Consider the following 15344-nt stretch of genomic DNA (forward strand, 5'->3'; position numbering starts at 1 on the left):
GCCTTGGATTGTTGCCGAAGGGGGGTCCATGTTTCGCTATGTCCTGACCGCAGCGCTGGCGCTTTCGGCTGCGCCGGCCTTCACCAATGATTCGATCGCCGAACTGGGCACCGGCGGGCTGATCCTGTCGCGCAGCGACGCGGTCGCCATGGAGAGCGAGGATCTCTTCATCTCGCCGGAAAAGGTGACGGTCGGCTATATCTTCCGCAACAACACCGACAAGGATGTCGGCGCGGTAGTCGCCTTCCCGATGCCCGAGCACGACATCGACATATTGCTCCTGGAGCCGTCGGACGACAGTGGCGCCGGAGAAGTCGGGAACGGCGGCTGATGGACATCGTGATCTACGTTGCCATCGCCGAAAACGGCGTGATCGGCCGAGACGGCGGGCTGCCATGGCGGCTTTCCACCGATCTCAAGCGCTTCAAGGCCGACACGATGGGCAAGCCCATCATCATGGGCCGCAAGACCTATGAAGGCATCGGCCGGCCGCTGCCGGGCCGGCTCAACATCGTGGTGACACGCGACAAGGCCTGGCGGGCCGAGGGTGTCGAAACCGCCAACTCACTGGACGAGGCGATCAAGCTGGCGACCGTGCGCGGGCGCTGCATGGCCGGCGCCGACGAGATCTGCGTGGTCGGCGGCGGCGAGATCTACGCCCAGGCGTTGCCGCTGGCCGACCGCCTGCATGTCACCCATGTGCTGGCTTCGGTCGAAGGTGACGCGCATTTCCCGCTGATCGACCCCGAGGCATGGGCAGTTGTCAGCGCCGAGGACGTTCCGGCCGGCGAGAAAGACAGCCACGCGACACGCTATACGGTCTATGAACGGCGCCGCGACTAGGCATTGAAGACGATAAAGGGTCGCGAACCGCCCAAAACGGATGGCCGGGCAGCAGATCGCGTTGAAAGCGAGGCTTGGCGTCCCTATAGAAGAACAAACATTGGATTTTGCGCCATCAGGCTGGCGCCGAGGGAATTCCAAGCGAAAGGACATTCATGCCCTGGAACGACAAAAGCGGCGGCGGCGGCCCATGGGGTGGCGGCGGCAATCAGGGACCCTGGGGGCAGGGACCCAAGGGACCGAGCGGCCCGCAGGGGTCACCTCCCGATCTGGAAGACATCATCCGGCGCGGCCAGGACAGATTGCGGCGGGCCCTGCCGGGCGGCGGCGGCGCCAGTCCGGCCGTATTCGCGCTGATCGCAGCGGCACTTGTGGTGCTGTGGGCGTTCAAGGCGGTCTATACCGTGCAGCCGGATGAGGTCGCGGTCGAACTGCGCTTCGGCAAGCCGAAGGCTGAGCTTTCCCAGCCCGGCCTGCATTTCCATTGGTGGCCTGTCGAAACAGTCGAGACCGCCAACATCGCCGAACAGCTCGTCGATATCGGCGGCGGCGGCGCGACGAGTGGCAACACGTCCGGGCTGATGCTTACCGGTGACCAGAACATCGTCAACGTCCAGTTTTCGGTGGCCTATCAGGTCTCCGACCCGAGGGCGTATCTGTTCGACGTCTCCGATCCGGACGGCATGCTGCGCCAGGTGGCCGAAAGCGCCATGCGCGAGGCCGTCGGCCGCCGGCCGGCCCAGGACATTTTCCGCGACGACCGCCAGGGCATTGCCGCGTCGGTGCGCGAGATCATCCAGACGACGCTGGACGGCTACAAGGCCGGCCTCAACGTCAACGCCATTTCGATCGAGGATGCCGCGCCGCCGCGCGAGGTGGCCGATGCCTTCGACGAGGTGCAGCGCGCCGAGCAGGACGAGGACAAGTTCGTCGAGCAGGCCAACCAGTATTCCAACCAGAAGCTCGGCCAGGCGCGCGGCGAGGCGGCCCAGATCCGCGAAGACGCGGCCGCCTACAAGAACCGAGTCGTGCAGGAGGCCGAAGGCGAGGCGCAGCGTTTCATCTCGGTCTATGACGAATATGCCAAGGCGCCAGAGGTGACGCGCAAGCGGCTCTATCTGGAAACGATGGAGAGGGTGCTGAAGGATTCGAACAAGGTCATCGTCGAGCAGGGCAACGGGCAGGGGGTCGTTCCCTATCTGCCGCTGCCGGCACTGCAGCAGAAGGCGGCGCCGCCGGCGCCCCTGGGCGCCACGACGGGAGGAACCCAGTGATGGCCAACCGTCTCCCCATCATCGCCGTCGTCGCGGCGGTCATCCTGTTCCTGATCTATTCGTCGGTCTTCGTGGTCAATGCACGCCAGCAGGCGCTCGTGCTCAGGTTCGGCGAGATCGTCGACGTCAAGAATGAACCCGGCATCTATTTCAAGGCGCCGTTCGCCTTCTTCGATGCCGACAGCGTGCAACTGATCGAGAACCGCGTGCTGCGTTTCGACCTCGACAACATCCGTGTCCAGGTGTCGGGCGGCAAGTTTTACGAGGTCGACGCCTTCATCGCCTATCGCATCTCGGACCCGCGCGTATTCCGTGCGGCGGTTTCCGGTCAGATCGAACTGGCCGAGGCACGGCTGCGGACGCGTCTCGACGCGGCACTGCGCCGTGTCTACGGTCTGCGCGATTTCGAAGCGGCGCTCTCGGAAGAGCGTGCCGTGATGATGCGCGAAGTGCGCGATCAGCTGCGGCCCGACGCCACGTCGCTCGGCCTGCAGATCGAGGATGTGCGCATTCGCCGGACCGATCTGACCGCCGAGGTTTCGCAGCAGACCTTCGACCGCATGAAGGCCGAACGCCTGGCCGAAGCCGAGCGGCTGAGGGCGCGAGGCAATGAGGCGGCGCAGCGCATCAAGGCCCGCGCCGACCGCGAAGTGGTGGAGATTGTCGCCGAGGCGCAGAAGGAATCGGAAATCCTGCGCGGCGAGGGCGAAGCCCAGCGCAGCGCGACTTTCGCGGCAGCCTACCAGCGTGATCCGGCCTTCTTCGATTTCTACCGCTCGATGAATGCCTACGGCACAGCGCTGGACAACACCGGCACGACGATGGTGCTGTCGCCGGAATCCGAGTTCTTCCGCTACTTCCGCGATCCAAGCAGCAAGGAAGCACCGGTGACGCCAACAGCGCCGGCGGCGCAGCCGGGCACCGGCCAGTAACGGCCGGTGCAGGATTTTCTGGCAGCCATAGGTCTGGTCCTCGTTGTCGAGGGCCTGATCTATGGCGGCTTTCCGAACCTCGCCAAGAGACTGGCAGGTGAGGTGCTGTCGATGCCGGAGAATGCACTGCGCATAGCCGGGCTGGTGGCGATCGCCATCGGCGTCGGCATCGTTTGGCTGGTGCGCGGCTGACGATGGCGACGATGGTCATGGGTGTCGGGGAAATGAGTCCCGGCGTAACGGAGGATTTATCCTCAGCCGATGGTCATAGCCGCAAACGTGCCGTATTTTTTGCCAACATGACGCAACGCGGCGTTTTTGCGAAAGCGCTCTTCTTTTCAGAAACATCCGGAGGCCCTCGATGACAACCAAGACCGTTCTGCGCGCTGCGAGGCGGACATTTGTCGCCGGCGCCGCCGCGCTTCTCGTCGGCTCGCTTGCGGTCCCGTCTTTCGTCACGCCGACGATCGCCGCCGACGGACCGGCTTCGGTCGCCGACCTTGCCCAGGGGCTGCTTGGCGCCGTGGTCAACATCTCGACGTCGCAGACGGTGAAAGGCTCGGAGGGACCGGGCGCGGTGCCGATGCCGCAACTGCCCGAAGGCTCGCCCTTCCAGGATTTCTTCGACGATTTCTTCAAGAACCGTGGCGGCGACAAGGATGGTGGCGCCCAGAAGGTCCAGTCGCTGGGCTCAGGCTTCGTCATCGACGCCGAGCAGGGCATCGTCGTGACCAACAACCACGTCATCGCCGATGCCGACGATATCGAGGTGAATTTCTCAGATGGCGTGACGCTGAAGGCGACGCTGGTCGGCACCGACACCAAGACCGACGTCGCGGTGCTGAAGGTCGATCCGAAGGGCCACAAGCTGACGGCGGTGAAATTCGGCGATTCCACCAAGATGCGGGTCGGCGACTGGGTGATGGCGATCGGCAATCCGTTCGGCCTCGGCGGCACGGTGACGGTCGGCATCGTCTCGGCGCGCAACCGCGACATCAATTCCGGCCCCTATGACGACTTCATCCAGACCGACGCGGCCATCAATCGCGGCAATTCCGGCGGACCGCTGTTCAACAGCGTCGGCGAGGTCATCGGCATCAACACGGCGATCATCTCGCCGTCGGGCGGCTCGATCGGCATCGGCTTCTCCATTCCCGCGCAGCTCGCCTCGGGCGTCGTCGATCAGCTTCGCCAGTTCGGCGAGACGCGGCGCGGCTGGCTCGGCGTGCGCATCCAGCCGGTGACGGACGACATTGCCGAGAGCCTCGGCATGGCGACCGCCAAGGGCGCGCTGGTGGCAGGCGTGATCAAGGGCGGACCGGTCGACAACGGCACCATCCTGGCCGGTGACGTCATCATCAAATTCGACGGCAAGGACATCAACGAGATGCGCGACCTGCCGCGCGTCGTCGCCGAAAGCCCGGTCGGCAAGGCGGTGGACGTTATCATCGTGCGCAAGGGCGTCGAGCAGACCGTGAAGGTCACGCTCGGCCGGCTCGAGGACGGCGAGAAGCTGGCCAGCGGCGAGGACGGCAGCAATACGGACCAGGACAATGGCGACAAGGCGCCTGCGGTTTCGACGGCATCCGTGCTTGGCATGACGATCGGTGAGCTCAACGACGAGACGCGGACCAAATTCGGCATTGCCGCCGACGTGTCGGGTGTCGTCATAACCGACGTCACCAAGGATTCGGCCGCGGCCGAGCGCGGCATTCAGCCCGGCGAGGTGATCACGGAGATCGCGCAGGAATCGGTTGCCACACCGAAGGACGTCATGGACCGGATCGGCGCGCTGAAGGAGCAGGGCCGCAAGAACGCGCTCTTGATGCTGGCGTCGAAGACCGGTGAGTTGCGGTTCGTGACGATCCGGATGAATTGAGTCCGGAAAAGCCAGCAATAGTCTGATTGAAAAAGAAAAAGGGCGGCTAACGGGCCGCCCTTTTCCTTGCCTGCCAGTCCTGGCGCGACAGCCGGTAAAGGACATGCCGCTTGAGCGAAGGGTGGCTGTCGGGAATACTGGGATGGTCGAAGTCGCTTGATGGGTCGGCGCTCATGCCGAGGCGTTTCATGACGGCGGTAGAGCGATGGTTATCGGCCACGGCGAAGGAGACGATCTCCTCGAGATCAAGCGTTTCGAAACCAAAGGCCAGCCAGGCCTCCGCCGCCTCGGTCACATAGCCCTTGCCCCAGAATTCGGGCGCCAGCCGCCAGCCGATCTCGATCGTGCCGGCCGGCAGGGAGGGCACATGATCGGTGTCGAGGAGGCCGACAAAGCCGATGCACTCGCCGGTGGCCGCGATCTCGACTGCGGCGAAACCGTAACCATCCTCCGCGATCCAGTCCCTGAATTCGTCCATTTTGGCGTCGGCTGCGGTACGGTCGCGGCGAAACGGAAAGAACTCCATGACGCGTTCGTCGGAGTTGATGCGGTGGAAAAGCGCGCGATCGCGATCCTCCCAATTGCGCAGGATCAGGCGCTCGGTGCGCATCGGCTTCATTCGGCAAACTCCTCCCGACGGTAGCCCTGCAGATAGAGCAGCGCGGTGAGGTCGGCATGATCGATGCGGACCTTTGCCTCGGCTGCTACGGTGGGCTTGGCGTGCAGGGCGACGCCGGTGCCGGCGAGGCGGATCATGTCGAGGTCGTTGGCGCCGTCACCGACGGCAATGGCATCGGCCGGCGTCAGGTCGAGACGGGCAGCAATTTCGAGCAGCGCTTCAGCCTTGGCGGCGCGGCCAAGGATCGGCTCGGCGACGAGCCCGGTGAAGAGGTCGTTCTCCTCGATCAGCCGGTTGGCGCGGCTTTCCTGGAAGCCGAGCTTGGTGGCGATGCGACTGGTGAAGACATCGAAGCCGCCGGAGACGAGTGCCGTCCAGGCACCGTTGGCCCTCATGGTCTGGACAAGCGCGCGCCCGCCGGAAGCCAGCGTCAGCCGGTTGGCGATGATGCGGTCGACGACAGCCGTGTCGAGACCCTTCAGCAGACTGACACGCTCGCGCAAGGCCGGCTCGAAGGCGATCTCGCCGTTCATCGACCGCGCTGTGATCGCCGCGACGCGATCCTTGACGCCGATCTCGTCGGCCAGCTCGTCGATACATTCCTGGTCGATCATCGTCGAATCCATGTCGGCCAGCAGGATCTTCTTTCTCCTGCCGTCGGCCGGTTGCACGATGATGTCGACCGGTTCGGAGGCCAGTGCCGTGCGTAGCCTGGCGGTCATTTCGCCGGCTTCGGCTTGCTCGGGCAAAACGAGATCGCAGGCGATGTCTTCGGCCAGCCAATGAACAGCGCTTGCACCGACCGACCGTGAGGCCATATTCGCACGCGCGGCCGACACTGCGCGGCCTTCGGGATGGGACACAAGCGTGGCGATCAGGGGCATCGAAAATTCCGGTGGGCAGGCGGGCGAGGGCCGCGTGAAGAACGCGATCCTGATAGCCGGGCCAACCGCCAGCGGCAAGTCGGCGCTTGCGCTCGATCTCGCCGAACGCAGCGGCGGCGTCATCGTCAACACGGATTCCATGCAGGGCTATTCGGTGCTCGACGTGCTGACGGCGCGCCCGAGTGCCGCCGAACTCGCCCGCGTGCCGCATTTTCTCTACGGCCATGTCCATCCGTCCGTCGCCTATTCCACCGGCGCCTGGCTGCGCGACGTGACGAAGCTGATCGACGACGGCACGTTCTCCGAACGACCGGACGGCACGTTTTCTGAGCGGCCCGTGATTTTCGTCGGTGGCACCGGGCTTTACTTCAGGGCGCTTGCGGAAGGGATTTCGGACATGCCCGAGATTCCACAGTCGATCCGCGACCGCTGGCGCCATGAACTTAAGGAGCAAGGTGCTGCCAGGCTGCACGGCATCCTGCTGCGCGAGGATTCGGCGGTCGCAATGCAGCTGAAACCGACCGACAGCCAGCGCATCGTGCGGGCGCTGGAGGTGCTCGACGCCTCGGGCCGCTCCATTGCGGAATGGCAGGCGGCGCGCGGCCGGCCGCTGATCGACCGCGACAGCGCACGCTTCCTGGTGATCGAGCCGGACCGGGCGGAACTGGTCGAACGGATCGAGGCGCGGTTCGACCGGATGCTGGACAAGGGTGCGCTGGACGAGGTCAAGCGGCTGATGGCTCTCGGCCTCGATCCGGATCTCCCGGCGATGAAGGCGATCGGCGTTCGCGAGTTGCAGGCGGCAATGGCCGGGCAAATGGGTTTTCCCGAGGCGATCGAGCGCGCCAAGATCGCCACGCGGCAATATGCCAAGCGCCAGGCGACGTGGTTTCGGCATCAGCTGGGGCCAGAATGGCAACGATTGCATCCGTCTGCCGGCGCGGCGCTCCCGGTTTGATGCCCGTTTCCAATGCAATTAGAAAACTGGAAACAAACCGAGCTTCCCGCTCAGGTTGTCCCGATTAACCCTCCGTAAGGCGGCGGCATGTCATAACGCCGATGGGCTGTTTTGCTACGGGGAGCAAATGCGTTTCCATAAGGCGGAATCCGCATTTTTCGTGTTTATTTTCGTGATCCTGGCCGCCGGCCTGGTGACGCTGCACGCCTATGGTCTTCTGCAAGGCATCGCGACCGACCTGGATACAGCCTCGCGCCTTGAAAAGATCGTCTATCTCAACAAATTGCTGTTCGCGACCGGCGTGCTTCTGGCAACGGCGCTGTTCTTCGGCGTCTTCTTCATTTACCCGATGATCCGCGGTCAGGCGACGGAAGAGGGCAAGCTGCGCGCCATGACCGTCTCGCTCAGCGCGCGCTCGGAGACGCTGGAGCACGCAGCGCTGACCGACGGCCTGACCGGCATGCAGAACCGCCGCTATTTCGACGATGCGCTGAAGGAATATCTCGAGGAATTCCGCCGCATCGAAAAGCCGGTTGGGCTGATGATCCTCGACCTCGACCATTTCAAGCAGGTCAACGACACGCATGGCCACGATGTCGGCGACGAGGTGCTGAGGGCGGTCGCCGGCTGCCTGAAGGGCATGACCCGCTATCACGACGTGGTGGCGAGGCTCGGCGGCGAGGAGTTCGCCGTGGTGACGCCGAACATGGACGCCGAACTGCTCTCCAAATTCGCCGAACGCATCCGCAAGGCGATCGCCAACATGTCGGTTCTGTCGGGCAATGTCCGGCTGAAGATCACCACCAGCGTCGGCCTCGCCGTCTGGGACCGCAAGGAAACGGCCGAGGATTTCTACCGCCGCGCCGACCGCCAGCTTTATGAAGCCAAGAGGCAGGGACGCAATCGCGTCTGCGCCTAAAATCCCATCATTGAATTCGTGATGCTGGCCGTATGCTGCCGTTTTCTGTGCTTCCGGTGCTCACGGACTAAAATGTCCGCTCCGCTCCGGGTTCTCGAAAGCCACGTCATTCGATCCGGCCTGATGAATTCCCTTTCGGGATTTACCCACGCTGGCCAACGGAGCCTTGAGTTCAAATCTGTTGGTAAAAGGACGTAGGACCGTTGGCTCAGTCGTTCTGCGGGCGCAACCCGAAGGTCGACGGCTTGAGGCCGTAGCGCAGGTCGAAATCGTCGTCCGGCTGCATGCGCGGGGTTGTGGTGGCTGGCTTGCGATAGTCGGGGTCGCCGGCCTGCCGGCCGCTATCGACGACCTCGGCGAACGCCATCTGCTGCTGCGGTTTCGGCACATTGCGCAGCCGTTCGACGATCGCCGCGAGATCGACGTCGTCGCCGGTCTCGGACGACGAGGCCTGCTCGCGCTTGCCCGTGCCGGGGATCAGATCCTGCGGCAGTTTTTCGAATTTCAGCCGCATGGTCGTCGCCACGCCCTCGCCGAAGGCGATAGCCTCGCGCTGGCCCATGGATGACAGGAAGGCGAGCGTCGAGGCCGAGGAATCGGCGATCGCCGAACGGATGATCGCCTGGTCCTGCTCATTGGCGAGCCGCATGGCGAAGAAGGTCGAGCATTGCGACAGGATGGTGGGATCGAGTTCCCCCGGGCGCTGGGTGACGACGCCGAGATAGCAGCCATATTTGCGGCCTTCCTTGGCGATGCGCGACAGCGCGTGCCTGGTCGGCGCAAAGCCGAGGCGCGGATCGGCCGGCATGTAGCGGTGCGCTTCCTCGCACAGCAGCAGCAGTTGCAGCTTCCCTTCGCTCCACAAAGCAAGGTCGAAAGCCAAGCGCGCCAGTACCGAGCAGACGGAGTTGACGACTTCGGACGGCATGCCGGCCATCTCGAAGCAGGTGACCGGACGACCGTGGTGCGGCACGCGGAAGATGTTGCCGATCGTCTCGTGGATCGTGTCCTCGATCAGGCGCGAGTTGAACATGAAGCGGTAGCGCGGATCGGACGCCGCCGATTCGATGCGGGTCTTCAGCGATTTGAGGATGGGGCGGTCGTTCTTGCTTTCCAACATACCAATGCGCTCGTCGATCTGCTTGATGAGATCGGCGATACGGTAGGGCACCGGCGTATCGGCCGTCAGCGCGTCGCTGCCGCGCCTCAGGTAGGTACCGGAACCAGGGTTGCGATAGAGGTTCTTGGCGGCGGGGATGAGATCGCGCAAGGCATCGACTTCTTCCGCCACCGTCTCGCGGCCGCGAAACAGTACCTCGGCGAATTCCTCGAGCCTGAACATCCAGAAGGGCAGGTCCAGCGTCTTCGAATCGACCCTGACGCAATGTTCGGGCAGCGAGGCGGCAAACTCGTTGTGCGGGTCGAGGATGAGAATGCGCAAATCGGGCCGCGCGGCAATCGACTTGCGCAGGAGTAGCGAGACGGCAGTCGACTTGCCGACGCCGGTGGTGCCGACAATGGCGAAGTGACGCGCCAGCGTGTCGTCGATGGCGATGTTGGCGTCGATTGCCTCGTCCTGCGACAGCGTACCGATGGTGATCGAATGACGCCCGGCGAGATCGTAGACCGCCTGCAGGTCGCGGCTGCGGATGCGGTGGGCGATGGCGCCGATATGAGGATAGGTGGTGATGCCGCGATCGAAGACCGGCTTGGCGCCGGGCTCGGTGGCATCGCGCACTTCACCGATGAGCTCGATGCTGACCTCGATCGGGTTCTGGCCTTCATTGCTCCAGGCGCGGTCCGACTTGCCGATTTCATAGACAAGGCCGACGGTTCGCGTGGAGCCGAGATTGATCGAGATCATCTTGCCGACCGTCCACAGGCCGGTGATCGCACCTTCAATGTCGTCGGCATAGGCGCTGATGGTGGCGCGCGCGCCGTCGCATTGCACGACATTGCCCAGGATGCGCTTGTCGTTCTGTTCCGCGTGGCGGCGCTCCTGCGAGGTCGGTTCTCCGACGGAGGCTTCGCGTTCGACAAACATAAGCGGTCTGATCCCCATTCCCAGCAACGTCCACCCTACACAAATGGGGTTAAAGCCGGGTGAGGTCGGATGGTGTAGGCGGCGTTAAGGCCGGCACGAAAATTCAATCTATCGGCCTCTTCTCCTCGCCGTTGATTTCGGTATATTGAACGAATGAACGACATAACGAACGATATTTCTTCCAGCATCGGCAAAAGGATACGCTCCGAAAGGGCGCTGCGGGACTGGTCCCTGGCGGAACTCGCGGAACGATCGGACGTGTCCAAAGCCATGCTCAGCACGATAGAGCGCGGCAAGACCAGCCCGACGGCGGCACTGCTGGTGCGCATCGCCGCCGCCTTCGGCATGACGCTTTCCACACTCATTGCGCGCGCGGAACTGCAAGGCGGCGGCCTGTTGCGCGAAAGCGAGCAGCCGGTGTGGCGCGACCCCGCTACGGGTTATGTCCGGCGCCACCTATCGCCGGTCTCGGACATGCCGCTCGAACTGATCAAGGTGCGGCTGCCGGCGGGCGCCAGGGTCAGCTTCCCGGCGGCGTCCTACGCCTTCATCAAGCAGCAGATCTGGCTGATCGGCGGGCGGCTCGATTTCACCGAAGGCGACGTCGTGCACGATCTGCGGCCCGGCGACTGCCTGGCGCTCGGCGCGCCGTCCGACTGCACCTTCCACGCCCCGGGACCGGAGGCAGCCGACTATGTGGTTGCGCTGGTCAGAGGGTGATCGCGTGGCGAGACGTCCCAAGCGCTCCGACAATGGCGGGCCGCCGCTCGACGACTATGACGGCCCGCCCTGGGGCAAGGGCGACGCCTATGTCTTCCTCGCCTAGCAGGCGGCCCATGCGAAAGCCTGGAAAGCACCCAGCCGCGAAATCATGCTGATGCGGCTCGACAGGGCCGAGCGGCTTGGCCTGACCTATGAGGAATACACGCTCGAAATCCTCGAGCGCGGCCGGCACCTGCAGGAGGAAGACACCGAGCGCATCGCCGAAATCCGCCGGGCGCGGAAGCGAAGGCGCTTCAACCACTTCGAATGACGCCGACCTCTAACTGCTCCCGCCGCACCACCGATAATCACTGCTTCAAAGGACACACGGCAAAGCATGAGTTCCATCGAAATCAAGGTTTTGAGCCACGATGCGGAAACCGAGAAAATGCTGGCCGACCTGCTGGTCGAAACAGTTGCTGCCGGCGGATCGGTCAGCTTCATGCATCCGCTGGCGCGAGAAGCGGCGGAGGCATTCTGGGGCCAGTCGTTGGATGCAGCAGCGCGCGGTGAAAGGGTTGTGCTGGGCGCGTGGGATGGCGAGGCTCTGGTCGGCACCGTCACCTTGCTGCTCGACTATCCTCCCAACCAGCCGCACCGGGCCGAGATCGCCAAGCTGATGACCCGGCTCGCCCATCGCGGCAAGGGCGTGGCGACCCGGCTGATGCGGGCCGCGGAGGATCTTGCCGTCGAGATGGGTCGCACGCTGCTGGTGTTGGACACGGCGACAGAGGAGGGCGCTTCCGGCCTTTACGAAGAACTCGGGTTCACGCTCGCCGGCGAAATCCCGGACTTTGCGTTGAAGCCGCATGGTGGACTGACCGGCACGCTCATCTACTGGAAGCGCATCGGCGGGCGTCGCTGACCTTAGGTCGGCGCCGCGCCGGCGAGGCGCGACAAAAGCCACTGCCGGAAGTCTTGTTCGGCGCGTGTCAACGGTGCGGCCGACGCCCGTGTCAGGAAATGCCCGGAACTGCTCGAGAGCTCGAAATCGGAAAGCCTCATCAGATGTTTGCTGGCGAGCGCGGCGTCGATCAGCGGCCGCGAACCCAGCAGCACGCCGGCGCCGGTCTTGGCCGCTTCCATTGCGGCGACGAAACTGTCGAAGCGGTGTGAGCGCCTCGGGTGTCCCGGGACGCCGGCGGCGGCGAACCATTCCGCCCACATTTCACGCGCTCCGGCGACCAGAAGCAAAGGCAGCGAGGTCCAGTCGGGATTGCCGGCGAGGGTCGGGGAGGCCACCGGCACCAGCCGCTCGACGGTCAGCCTGTCGGCTTCGCGGCCGGGAAAGGCTCCGTTGCCGTAGCGAATGTCGAGCGCCAGGCCCGGCTGATCGTAATCCGTCGGCCGATGGATCGTCACCATGTCGAGCTGGATCTGTGGAAGAGCCTTCGCGAGATCGGGTAGCGAAGGCACCAACACCAGTAACGCAAAGGAGATCGGCACCCGGACGGTGACGGTCTGTATGGCGCGCGGCTCGAACAATTCCGTGGTGCTGTTTCGAATAGTGGCGAATGCCGACTGGATGTGAGGCAGGTAAGCAGCGCCCTCCGGCGAAAGCGCGACGCCGCGGGCGAGCCTCGAAAACAGCCGGACCTTCAACCGTTCCTCGAGAGACCGGATGTGCTGGCTGACGGCCGCCTGTGTCAGGCCAAGCTCGGTCGCCGCAGCCGTGAAATTCGACAGCCGCGCCGCCGCCTCGAAACTGCGCAGCCAATCGAGAGGGGGTAAAGCCGGAATTCGAGGCATTAGCTCTCTTTGGTCATTGGCCGAAAAATCATAATTTGAATTATGCCTGTCGGACGGCCAGCATGCAATCGAACCCTGCGGACCAAGGCAACAGGAACGGATCTCCATGCTGACCCACGCGCTTATCGGCGACGAAGGAAGAACGATCGAACTTGGCTGGGAGAATGGGACGCGCGCCCGCTTTCACGCAATGTGGCTGCGCGACAATGCGCTCGACGACAAGACGCGCAGCGCCGGCAACGGCCAACGGCTGATCACTATTCTCGACGTTCCCGCCGATACGCGCATCGGCGCGGCCCTGATCAAGCCCGGTGCCCTGGAGCTTACCTTTATGCCGGAAGGAAAGACGGTCAGCTTTCCAGCGGAATGGCTTGGCGCGCACGCCTACGACCGTGTCGAGTTGCGCAAAGGGGGCTGGACGAGCGATGCGGTCGAGCGCTGGACCAGGGCGACGATGCAGAAATCGGTGCCGCGCGCCGGCTACGCCGCCGCCAGTCATGATCGCCAAACGCTGCGCGAATGGCTCTCGGCTGTGAGGCGCTTCGGTTTTGCGGTGATGGATGGCCTGCCGGCCGAATCCGGCGCGCTTTGCAAGGTGTCCGACCTGTTCGGCTATATCAGGGAAACCAATTACGGGCGCTGGTTCGAGGTGCGCGCCGAGGTCAATCCGAGCAACCTCGCTTACACCAATCTCGGCCTGCAGGCGCACACCGACAATCCCTATCGCGATCCGGTGCCGACGCTGCAGATCCTGTCCTGCATCGAGAATACGGTGGATGGCGGCGAGTCCAGCGTCGTCGACGGCTTCGCGGTCGCCGAGGCACTGCAGACCGAGAACCCGGAAGGGTTCCGTCTGCTGAGCTCCTATCCGGCGCGCTTCGAATATGCCGGCTCGTCGGGCGTGCGGCTGCAGGCCAAGCGGCCGATGATCGAGCTTGGGCCGGATGGCGAACTCATCTGCATTCGTTTCAACAACCGCTCGCTGGCGCCTACGATCGACGTGCCCTTCGCCGAGATGGGCAAATACTATGCGGCCTATCGCCGGTTCGCCGAACTGATCGAGGATCCCCGTTTCGAAGTGACGTTCAAACTCGAAGCCGGGCAGGCCTTCATCGTCGACAACACCCGGGTCATGCATGCGCGCAAGGCGTTTTCCGGAACCGGCAAGCGCTGGCTGCAAGGCTGCTACGCCGACAAGGACGGCCTGCTGTCGACGCTCGCGGCGATCGAGCACGGTTTCAGGGAGGCGGCGGAATGAGCGGCCAGGACCTGAACGCGGACAACATCGTCGAGTTCATCGCTGACATTTTTAAACGCCGGGGCGCCGAATCCTATCTCGGCGAGCCGGTGACGATGTCCGAGCATATGCTGCAGGGGGCCTGGCTCGCCGAGCAGGACGGCGCGCCCGACGTCCTGGTGGCGGCCGCGCTGCTGCACGATATCGGCCACTATACGAGCGAATTCGGCACCTACTCACCCGACGATGTCGAGGACAAGCACCATGACGAGGCCGGCGGCGAAGTGCTTGCGCCGTTCTTCCCGCCGGTGATCGTCGAATGCGTCAGGCTGCACGTCTCGGCCAAGCGCTATCTGTGTGCCACCGACCCGACCTATTTCGGCAGACTCTCGCAGGCCTCGGTTCATACGCTGTCGTTGCAGGGCGGCCCCATGAGCACCGAAGAGGTGGCGGAGTTTCGCAAGAACCCGTTCCACGAAGAAGCGGTACGCGTCCGCATCTGGGACGAGGGCGGCAAGGTCGCCAACATGAAGACGCGGACTTTTCGCGACTACGTGCCGCTGCTGCAGCGCGTCGTTCGCGAGTTTCGTGATCGCGCCTGACGCAACCCTCACAGGCGGAGACGGCCCATGTGTTTTTGCTTCGACGGCGAAAGCGTGGTGACTGCATCCCGGCCGGATGACTGTCGCGAGCACCTGCCTGCCGCAAGCGCTCTTGCCTCGCTGCCTTCCCGCCGCGAGCCCGGCCGGCTCGCCGCTGCGTTCGAACCCATCGATACCAGGCACGTTCGCCATCTTGCTGCCGCGCCATTCCGTTATACTAGCCGCCTCCGACATGCGGCTCTCCTTTCATTGCCGCACCGTGTCAACCACGCTTTTGATGGAGGCGACGATGAGATCTTGTTCACGCGTTTTGCGCCTCCGCGGCAGTCAGTCGGCTGACTCGCGCCACAGCGGGTTCCCCACTTCCTGACAATCTGAGGACCGCCGCGCTGCGACGCGTGGCTGTCGTCTGGTTCGCGATGCAGCGACGTTCAAAACGGTGGGAGCAGAGAGCTCCCTGCCGACAATAGCGGCTGCCCGAAGGGCTGAGATGCGGCTTTGCAACACCTCGCCAGACCATTGTAATCATTGAAGAATAGGTCTTGCGCCGAGCTCGTCGTGGGCGTAGAGACGCCGCCCATTCCTAACCCCGTCTTCCTGAAAGGAGACCTGTCAATGTCCCGGCAATCCAGATCGACACAG

At 64.0% G+C, this 15344-nt stretch carries 15 protein-coding genes and 2 pseudogenes; 13 read left to right on the forward strand and 4 right to left on the reverse strand.

Going from position 1 to position 15344, the window contains the following annotated elements; genetic code table 11:
* Positions 1-28 precede the first annotated feature (28 nt).
* The 6 genes and pseudogenes from ACFX5Q_RS04070 to ACFX5Q_RS04095 form a co-directional block, all read left to right on the forward strand.
* Positions 29-259 (forward strand): annotated as a pseudogene (locus ACFX5Q_RS04070) (DUF4424 family protein); the annotation flags it as partial.
* Positions 260-330: 71 nt separating this feature from the next.
* On the forward strand, positions 331-843 hold the full coding sequence (locus ACFX5Q_RS04075; RefSeq protein ID WP_404275572.1) for a dihydrofolate reductase: 513 nt from the start codon (positions 331-333) through the stop codon (positions 841-843).
* A 155-nt stretch (positions 844-998) separates the two neighbouring features.
* Positions 999-2117: an FtsH protease activity modulator HflK gene (gene hflK / locus ACFX5Q_RS04080; protein WP_404275573.1), complete on the forward strand. Its 1119-nt coding sequence runs from the start codon at positions 999-1001 to the stop codon at positions 2115-2117.
* Positions 2117-3049: a protease modulator HflC gene (gene hflC / locus ACFX5Q_RS04085; protein WP_404275575.1), complete on the forward strand. Its 933-nt coding sequence runs from the start codon at positions 2117-2119 to the stop codon at positions 3047-3049. Before hflK ends, hflC begins: the two co-directional genes overlap by 1 nt.
* A 6-nt stretch (positions 3050-3055) precedes the next feature.
* Positions 3056-3241, forward strand: coding sequence for a DUF2065 domain-containing protein (locus tag ACFX5Q_RS04090; RefSeq protein ID WP_192180903.1), 186 nt, complete (start codon positions 3056-3058; stop codon positions 3239-3241).
* A 169-nt stretch (positions 3242-3410) separates the two neighbouring features.
* Positions 3411-4928, forward strand: a complete 1518-nt coding sequence (locus tag ACFX5Q_RS04095) for a DegQ family serine endoprotease (RefSeq protein ID WP_404275577.1) — start codon at positions 3411-3413, stop codon at positions 4926-4928.
* Between the two features lie 46 nt (positions 4929-4974).
* On the opposite strand, the gene ACFX5Q_RS04100 is transcribed toward ACFX5Q_RS04095, so the two are convergent.
* Together ACFX5Q_RS04100 and serB are read right to left on the reverse strand one after the other, a co-directional pair.
* Positions 4975-5547 carry a GNAT family N-acetyltransferase gene (locus ACFX5Q_RS04100; protein WP_404275579.1) on the reverse strand — a complete coding sequence of 191 codons (573 nt, stop codon included), beginning with the start codon at positions 5545-5547 and terminating at the stop codon, positions 4975-4977.
* The gene (gene serB, locus ACFX5Q_RS04105) at positions 5544-6431 is read right to left on the reverse strand and encodes a phosphoserine phosphatase SerB (protein WP_404275581.1); all 888 of its coding nucleotides are present in this window, start codon (positions 6429-6431) and stop codon (positions 5544-5546) included. Before serB ends, ACFX5Q_RS04100 begins: the two co-directional genes overlap by 4 nt.
* Here serB and miaA point away from each other — a divergent pair.
* Positions 6421-7389, forward strand: a complete 969-nt coding sequence (gene miaA, locus ACFX5Q_RS04110; RefSeq protein WP_404275844.1) for a tRNA (adenosine(37)-N6)-dimethylallyltransferase MiaA — start codon at positions 6421-6423, stop codon at positions 7387-7389. The two genes, serB and miaA, sit on opposite strands and share 11 nt — an antisense overlap.
* Before the next feature lie 127 nt (positions 7390-7516).
* Positions 7517-8308, forward strand: coding sequence for a GGDEF domain-containing protein (locus tag ACFX5Q_RS04115; RefSeq protein ID WP_404275582.1), 792 nt, complete (start codon positions 7517-7519; stop codon positions 8306-8308).
* A gap of 208 nt (positions 8309-8516) precedes the next feature.
* On the opposite strand, the gene ACFX5Q_RS04120 is transcribed toward ACFX5Q_RS04115, so the two are convergent.
* The gene (locus tag ACFX5Q_RS04120) at positions 8517-10352 is read right to left on the reverse strand and encodes an ATP-binding protein (RefSeq protein WP_404275584.1); all 1836 of its coding nucleotides are present in this window, start codon (positions 10350-10352) and stop codon (positions 8517-8519) included.
* Between the two features lie 153 nt (positions 10353-10505).
* Between ACFX5Q_RS04120 and ACFX5Q_RS04125 the strand changes: the two genes are divergently transcribed.
* The 3 genes and pseudogenes from ACFX5Q_RS04125 (at position 10506) to ACFX5Q_RS04135 (ending at position 11979) form a co-directional block, all read left to right on the forward strand.
* Positions 10506-11072, forward strand: a complete 567-nt coding sequence (locus ACFX5Q_RS04125; protein ID WP_404275586.1) for a helix-turn-helix domain-containing protein — start codon at positions 10506-10508, stop codon at positions 11070-11072.
* Between the two features lie 4 nt (positions 11073-11076).
* Positions 11077-11385: pseudogene (locus ACFX5Q_RS04130) on the forward strand (hypothetical protein).
* 66 nt (positions 11386-11451) lie between these two features.
* Positions 11452-11979 carry a GNAT family N-acetyltransferase gene (locus ACFX5Q_RS04135; RefSeq protein ID WP_404275587.1) on the forward strand — a complete coding sequence of 176 codons (528 nt, stop codon included), beginning with the start codon at positions 11452-11454 and terminating at the stop codon, positions 11977-11979.
* Between the two features lie 2 nt (positions 11980-11981).
* Here ACFX5Q_RS04135 and ACFX5Q_RS04140 read toward each other — a convergent pair whose 3' ends face one another.
* Positions 11982-12863: a LysR family transcriptional regulator gene (locus tag ACFX5Q_RS04140; RefSeq protein ID WP_404275589.1), complete on the reverse strand. Its 882-nt coding sequence runs from the start codon at positions 12861-12863 to the stop codon at positions 11982-11984.
* 106 nt (positions 12864-12969) lie between these two features.
* On the opposite strand from ACFX5Q_RS04140, the gene ACFX5Q_RS04145 reads away from it, so the two are divergent.
* Entirely contained in the window at positions 12970-14121 is a 1152-nt protein-coding gene (locus tag ACFX5Q_RS04145) for a gamma-butyrobetaine dioxygenase (protein WP_404275591.1), read from the forward strand.
* A complete protein-coding gene (locus ACFX5Q_RS04150) occupies positions 14118-14702 on the forward strand; it encodes an HD domain-containing protein (RefSeq protein WP_404275593.1) in 585 nt (194 codons plus the stop codon). Before ACFX5Q_RS04145 ends, ACFX5Q_RS04150 begins: the two co-directional genes overlap by 4 nt.
* Positions 14703-15344 lie beyond the last annotated feature (642 nt).

The organism is Mesorhizobium sp. IMUNJ 23033, assembly GCF_044778005.1.
Taxonomy (GTDB): Bacteria; Pseudomonadota; Alphaproteobacteria; order Rhizobiales; family Rhizobiaceae; genus Mesorhizobium; species Mesorhizobium amorphae_A.

Excerpts from the sequence above, each read along its gene's own strand:
- hflC (WP_404275575.1), top strand. The coding sequence starts at position 2,117 with ATGGCCAACCGTCTCCCCATCATCGCCGTCGTCGCGGCGGTCATCCTG.
- ACFX5Q_RS04145 (WP_404275591.1), top strand. The coding sequence starts at position 12,970 with ATGCTGACCCACGCGCTTATCGGCGACGAAGGAAGAACGATCGAACTT.
- ACFX5Q_RS04150 (WP_404275593.1), top strand. The coding sequence starts at position 14,118 with ATGAGCGGCCAGGACCTGAACGCGGACAACATCGTCGAGTTCATCGCT.
- ACFX5Q_RS04075 (WP_404275572.1), top strand. The coding sequence starts at position 331 with ATGGACATCGTGATCTACGTTGCCATCGCCGAAAACGGCGTGATCGGC.
- ACFX5Q_RS04120 (WP_404275584.1), bottom strand. The coding sequence starts at position 10,352 with ATGTTTGTCGAACGCGAAGCCTCCGTCGGAGAACCGACCTCGCAGGAG.
- ACFX5Q_RS04125 (WP_404275586.1), top strand. The coding sequence starts at position 10,506 with ATGAACGACATAACGAACGATATTTCTTCCAGCATCGGCAAAAGGATA.
- serB (WP_404275581.1), bottom strand. The coding sequence starts at position 6,431 with ATGCCCCTGATCGCCACGCTTGTGTCCCATCCCGAAGGCCGCGCAGTG.
- hflK (WP_404275573.1), top strand. The coding sequence starts at position 999 with ATGCCCTGGAACGACAAAAGCGGCGGCGGCGGCCCATGGGGTGGCGGC.
- ACFX5Q_RS04135 (WP_404275587.1), top strand. The coding sequence starts at position 11,452 with ATGAGTTCCATCGAAATCAAGGTTTTGAGCCACGATGCGGAAACCGAG.
- ACFX5Q_RS04100 (WP_404275579.1), bottom strand. The coding sequence starts at position 5,547 with ATGAAGCCGATGCGCACCGAGCGCCTGATCCTGCGCAATTGGGAGGAT.
- ACFX5Q_RS04095 (WP_404275577.1), top strand. The coding sequence starts at position 3,411 with ATGACAACCAAGACCGTTCTGCGCGCTGCGAGGCGGACATTTGTCGCC.
- ACFX5Q_RS04140 (WP_404275589.1), bottom strand. The coding sequence starts at position 12,863 with ATGCCTCGAATTCCGGCTTTACCCCCTCTCGATTGGCTGCGCAGTTTC.
- ACFX5Q_RS04115 (WP_404275582.1), top strand. The coding sequence starts at position 7,517 with ATGCGTTTCCATAAGGCGGAATCCGCATTTTTCGTGTTTATTTTCGTG.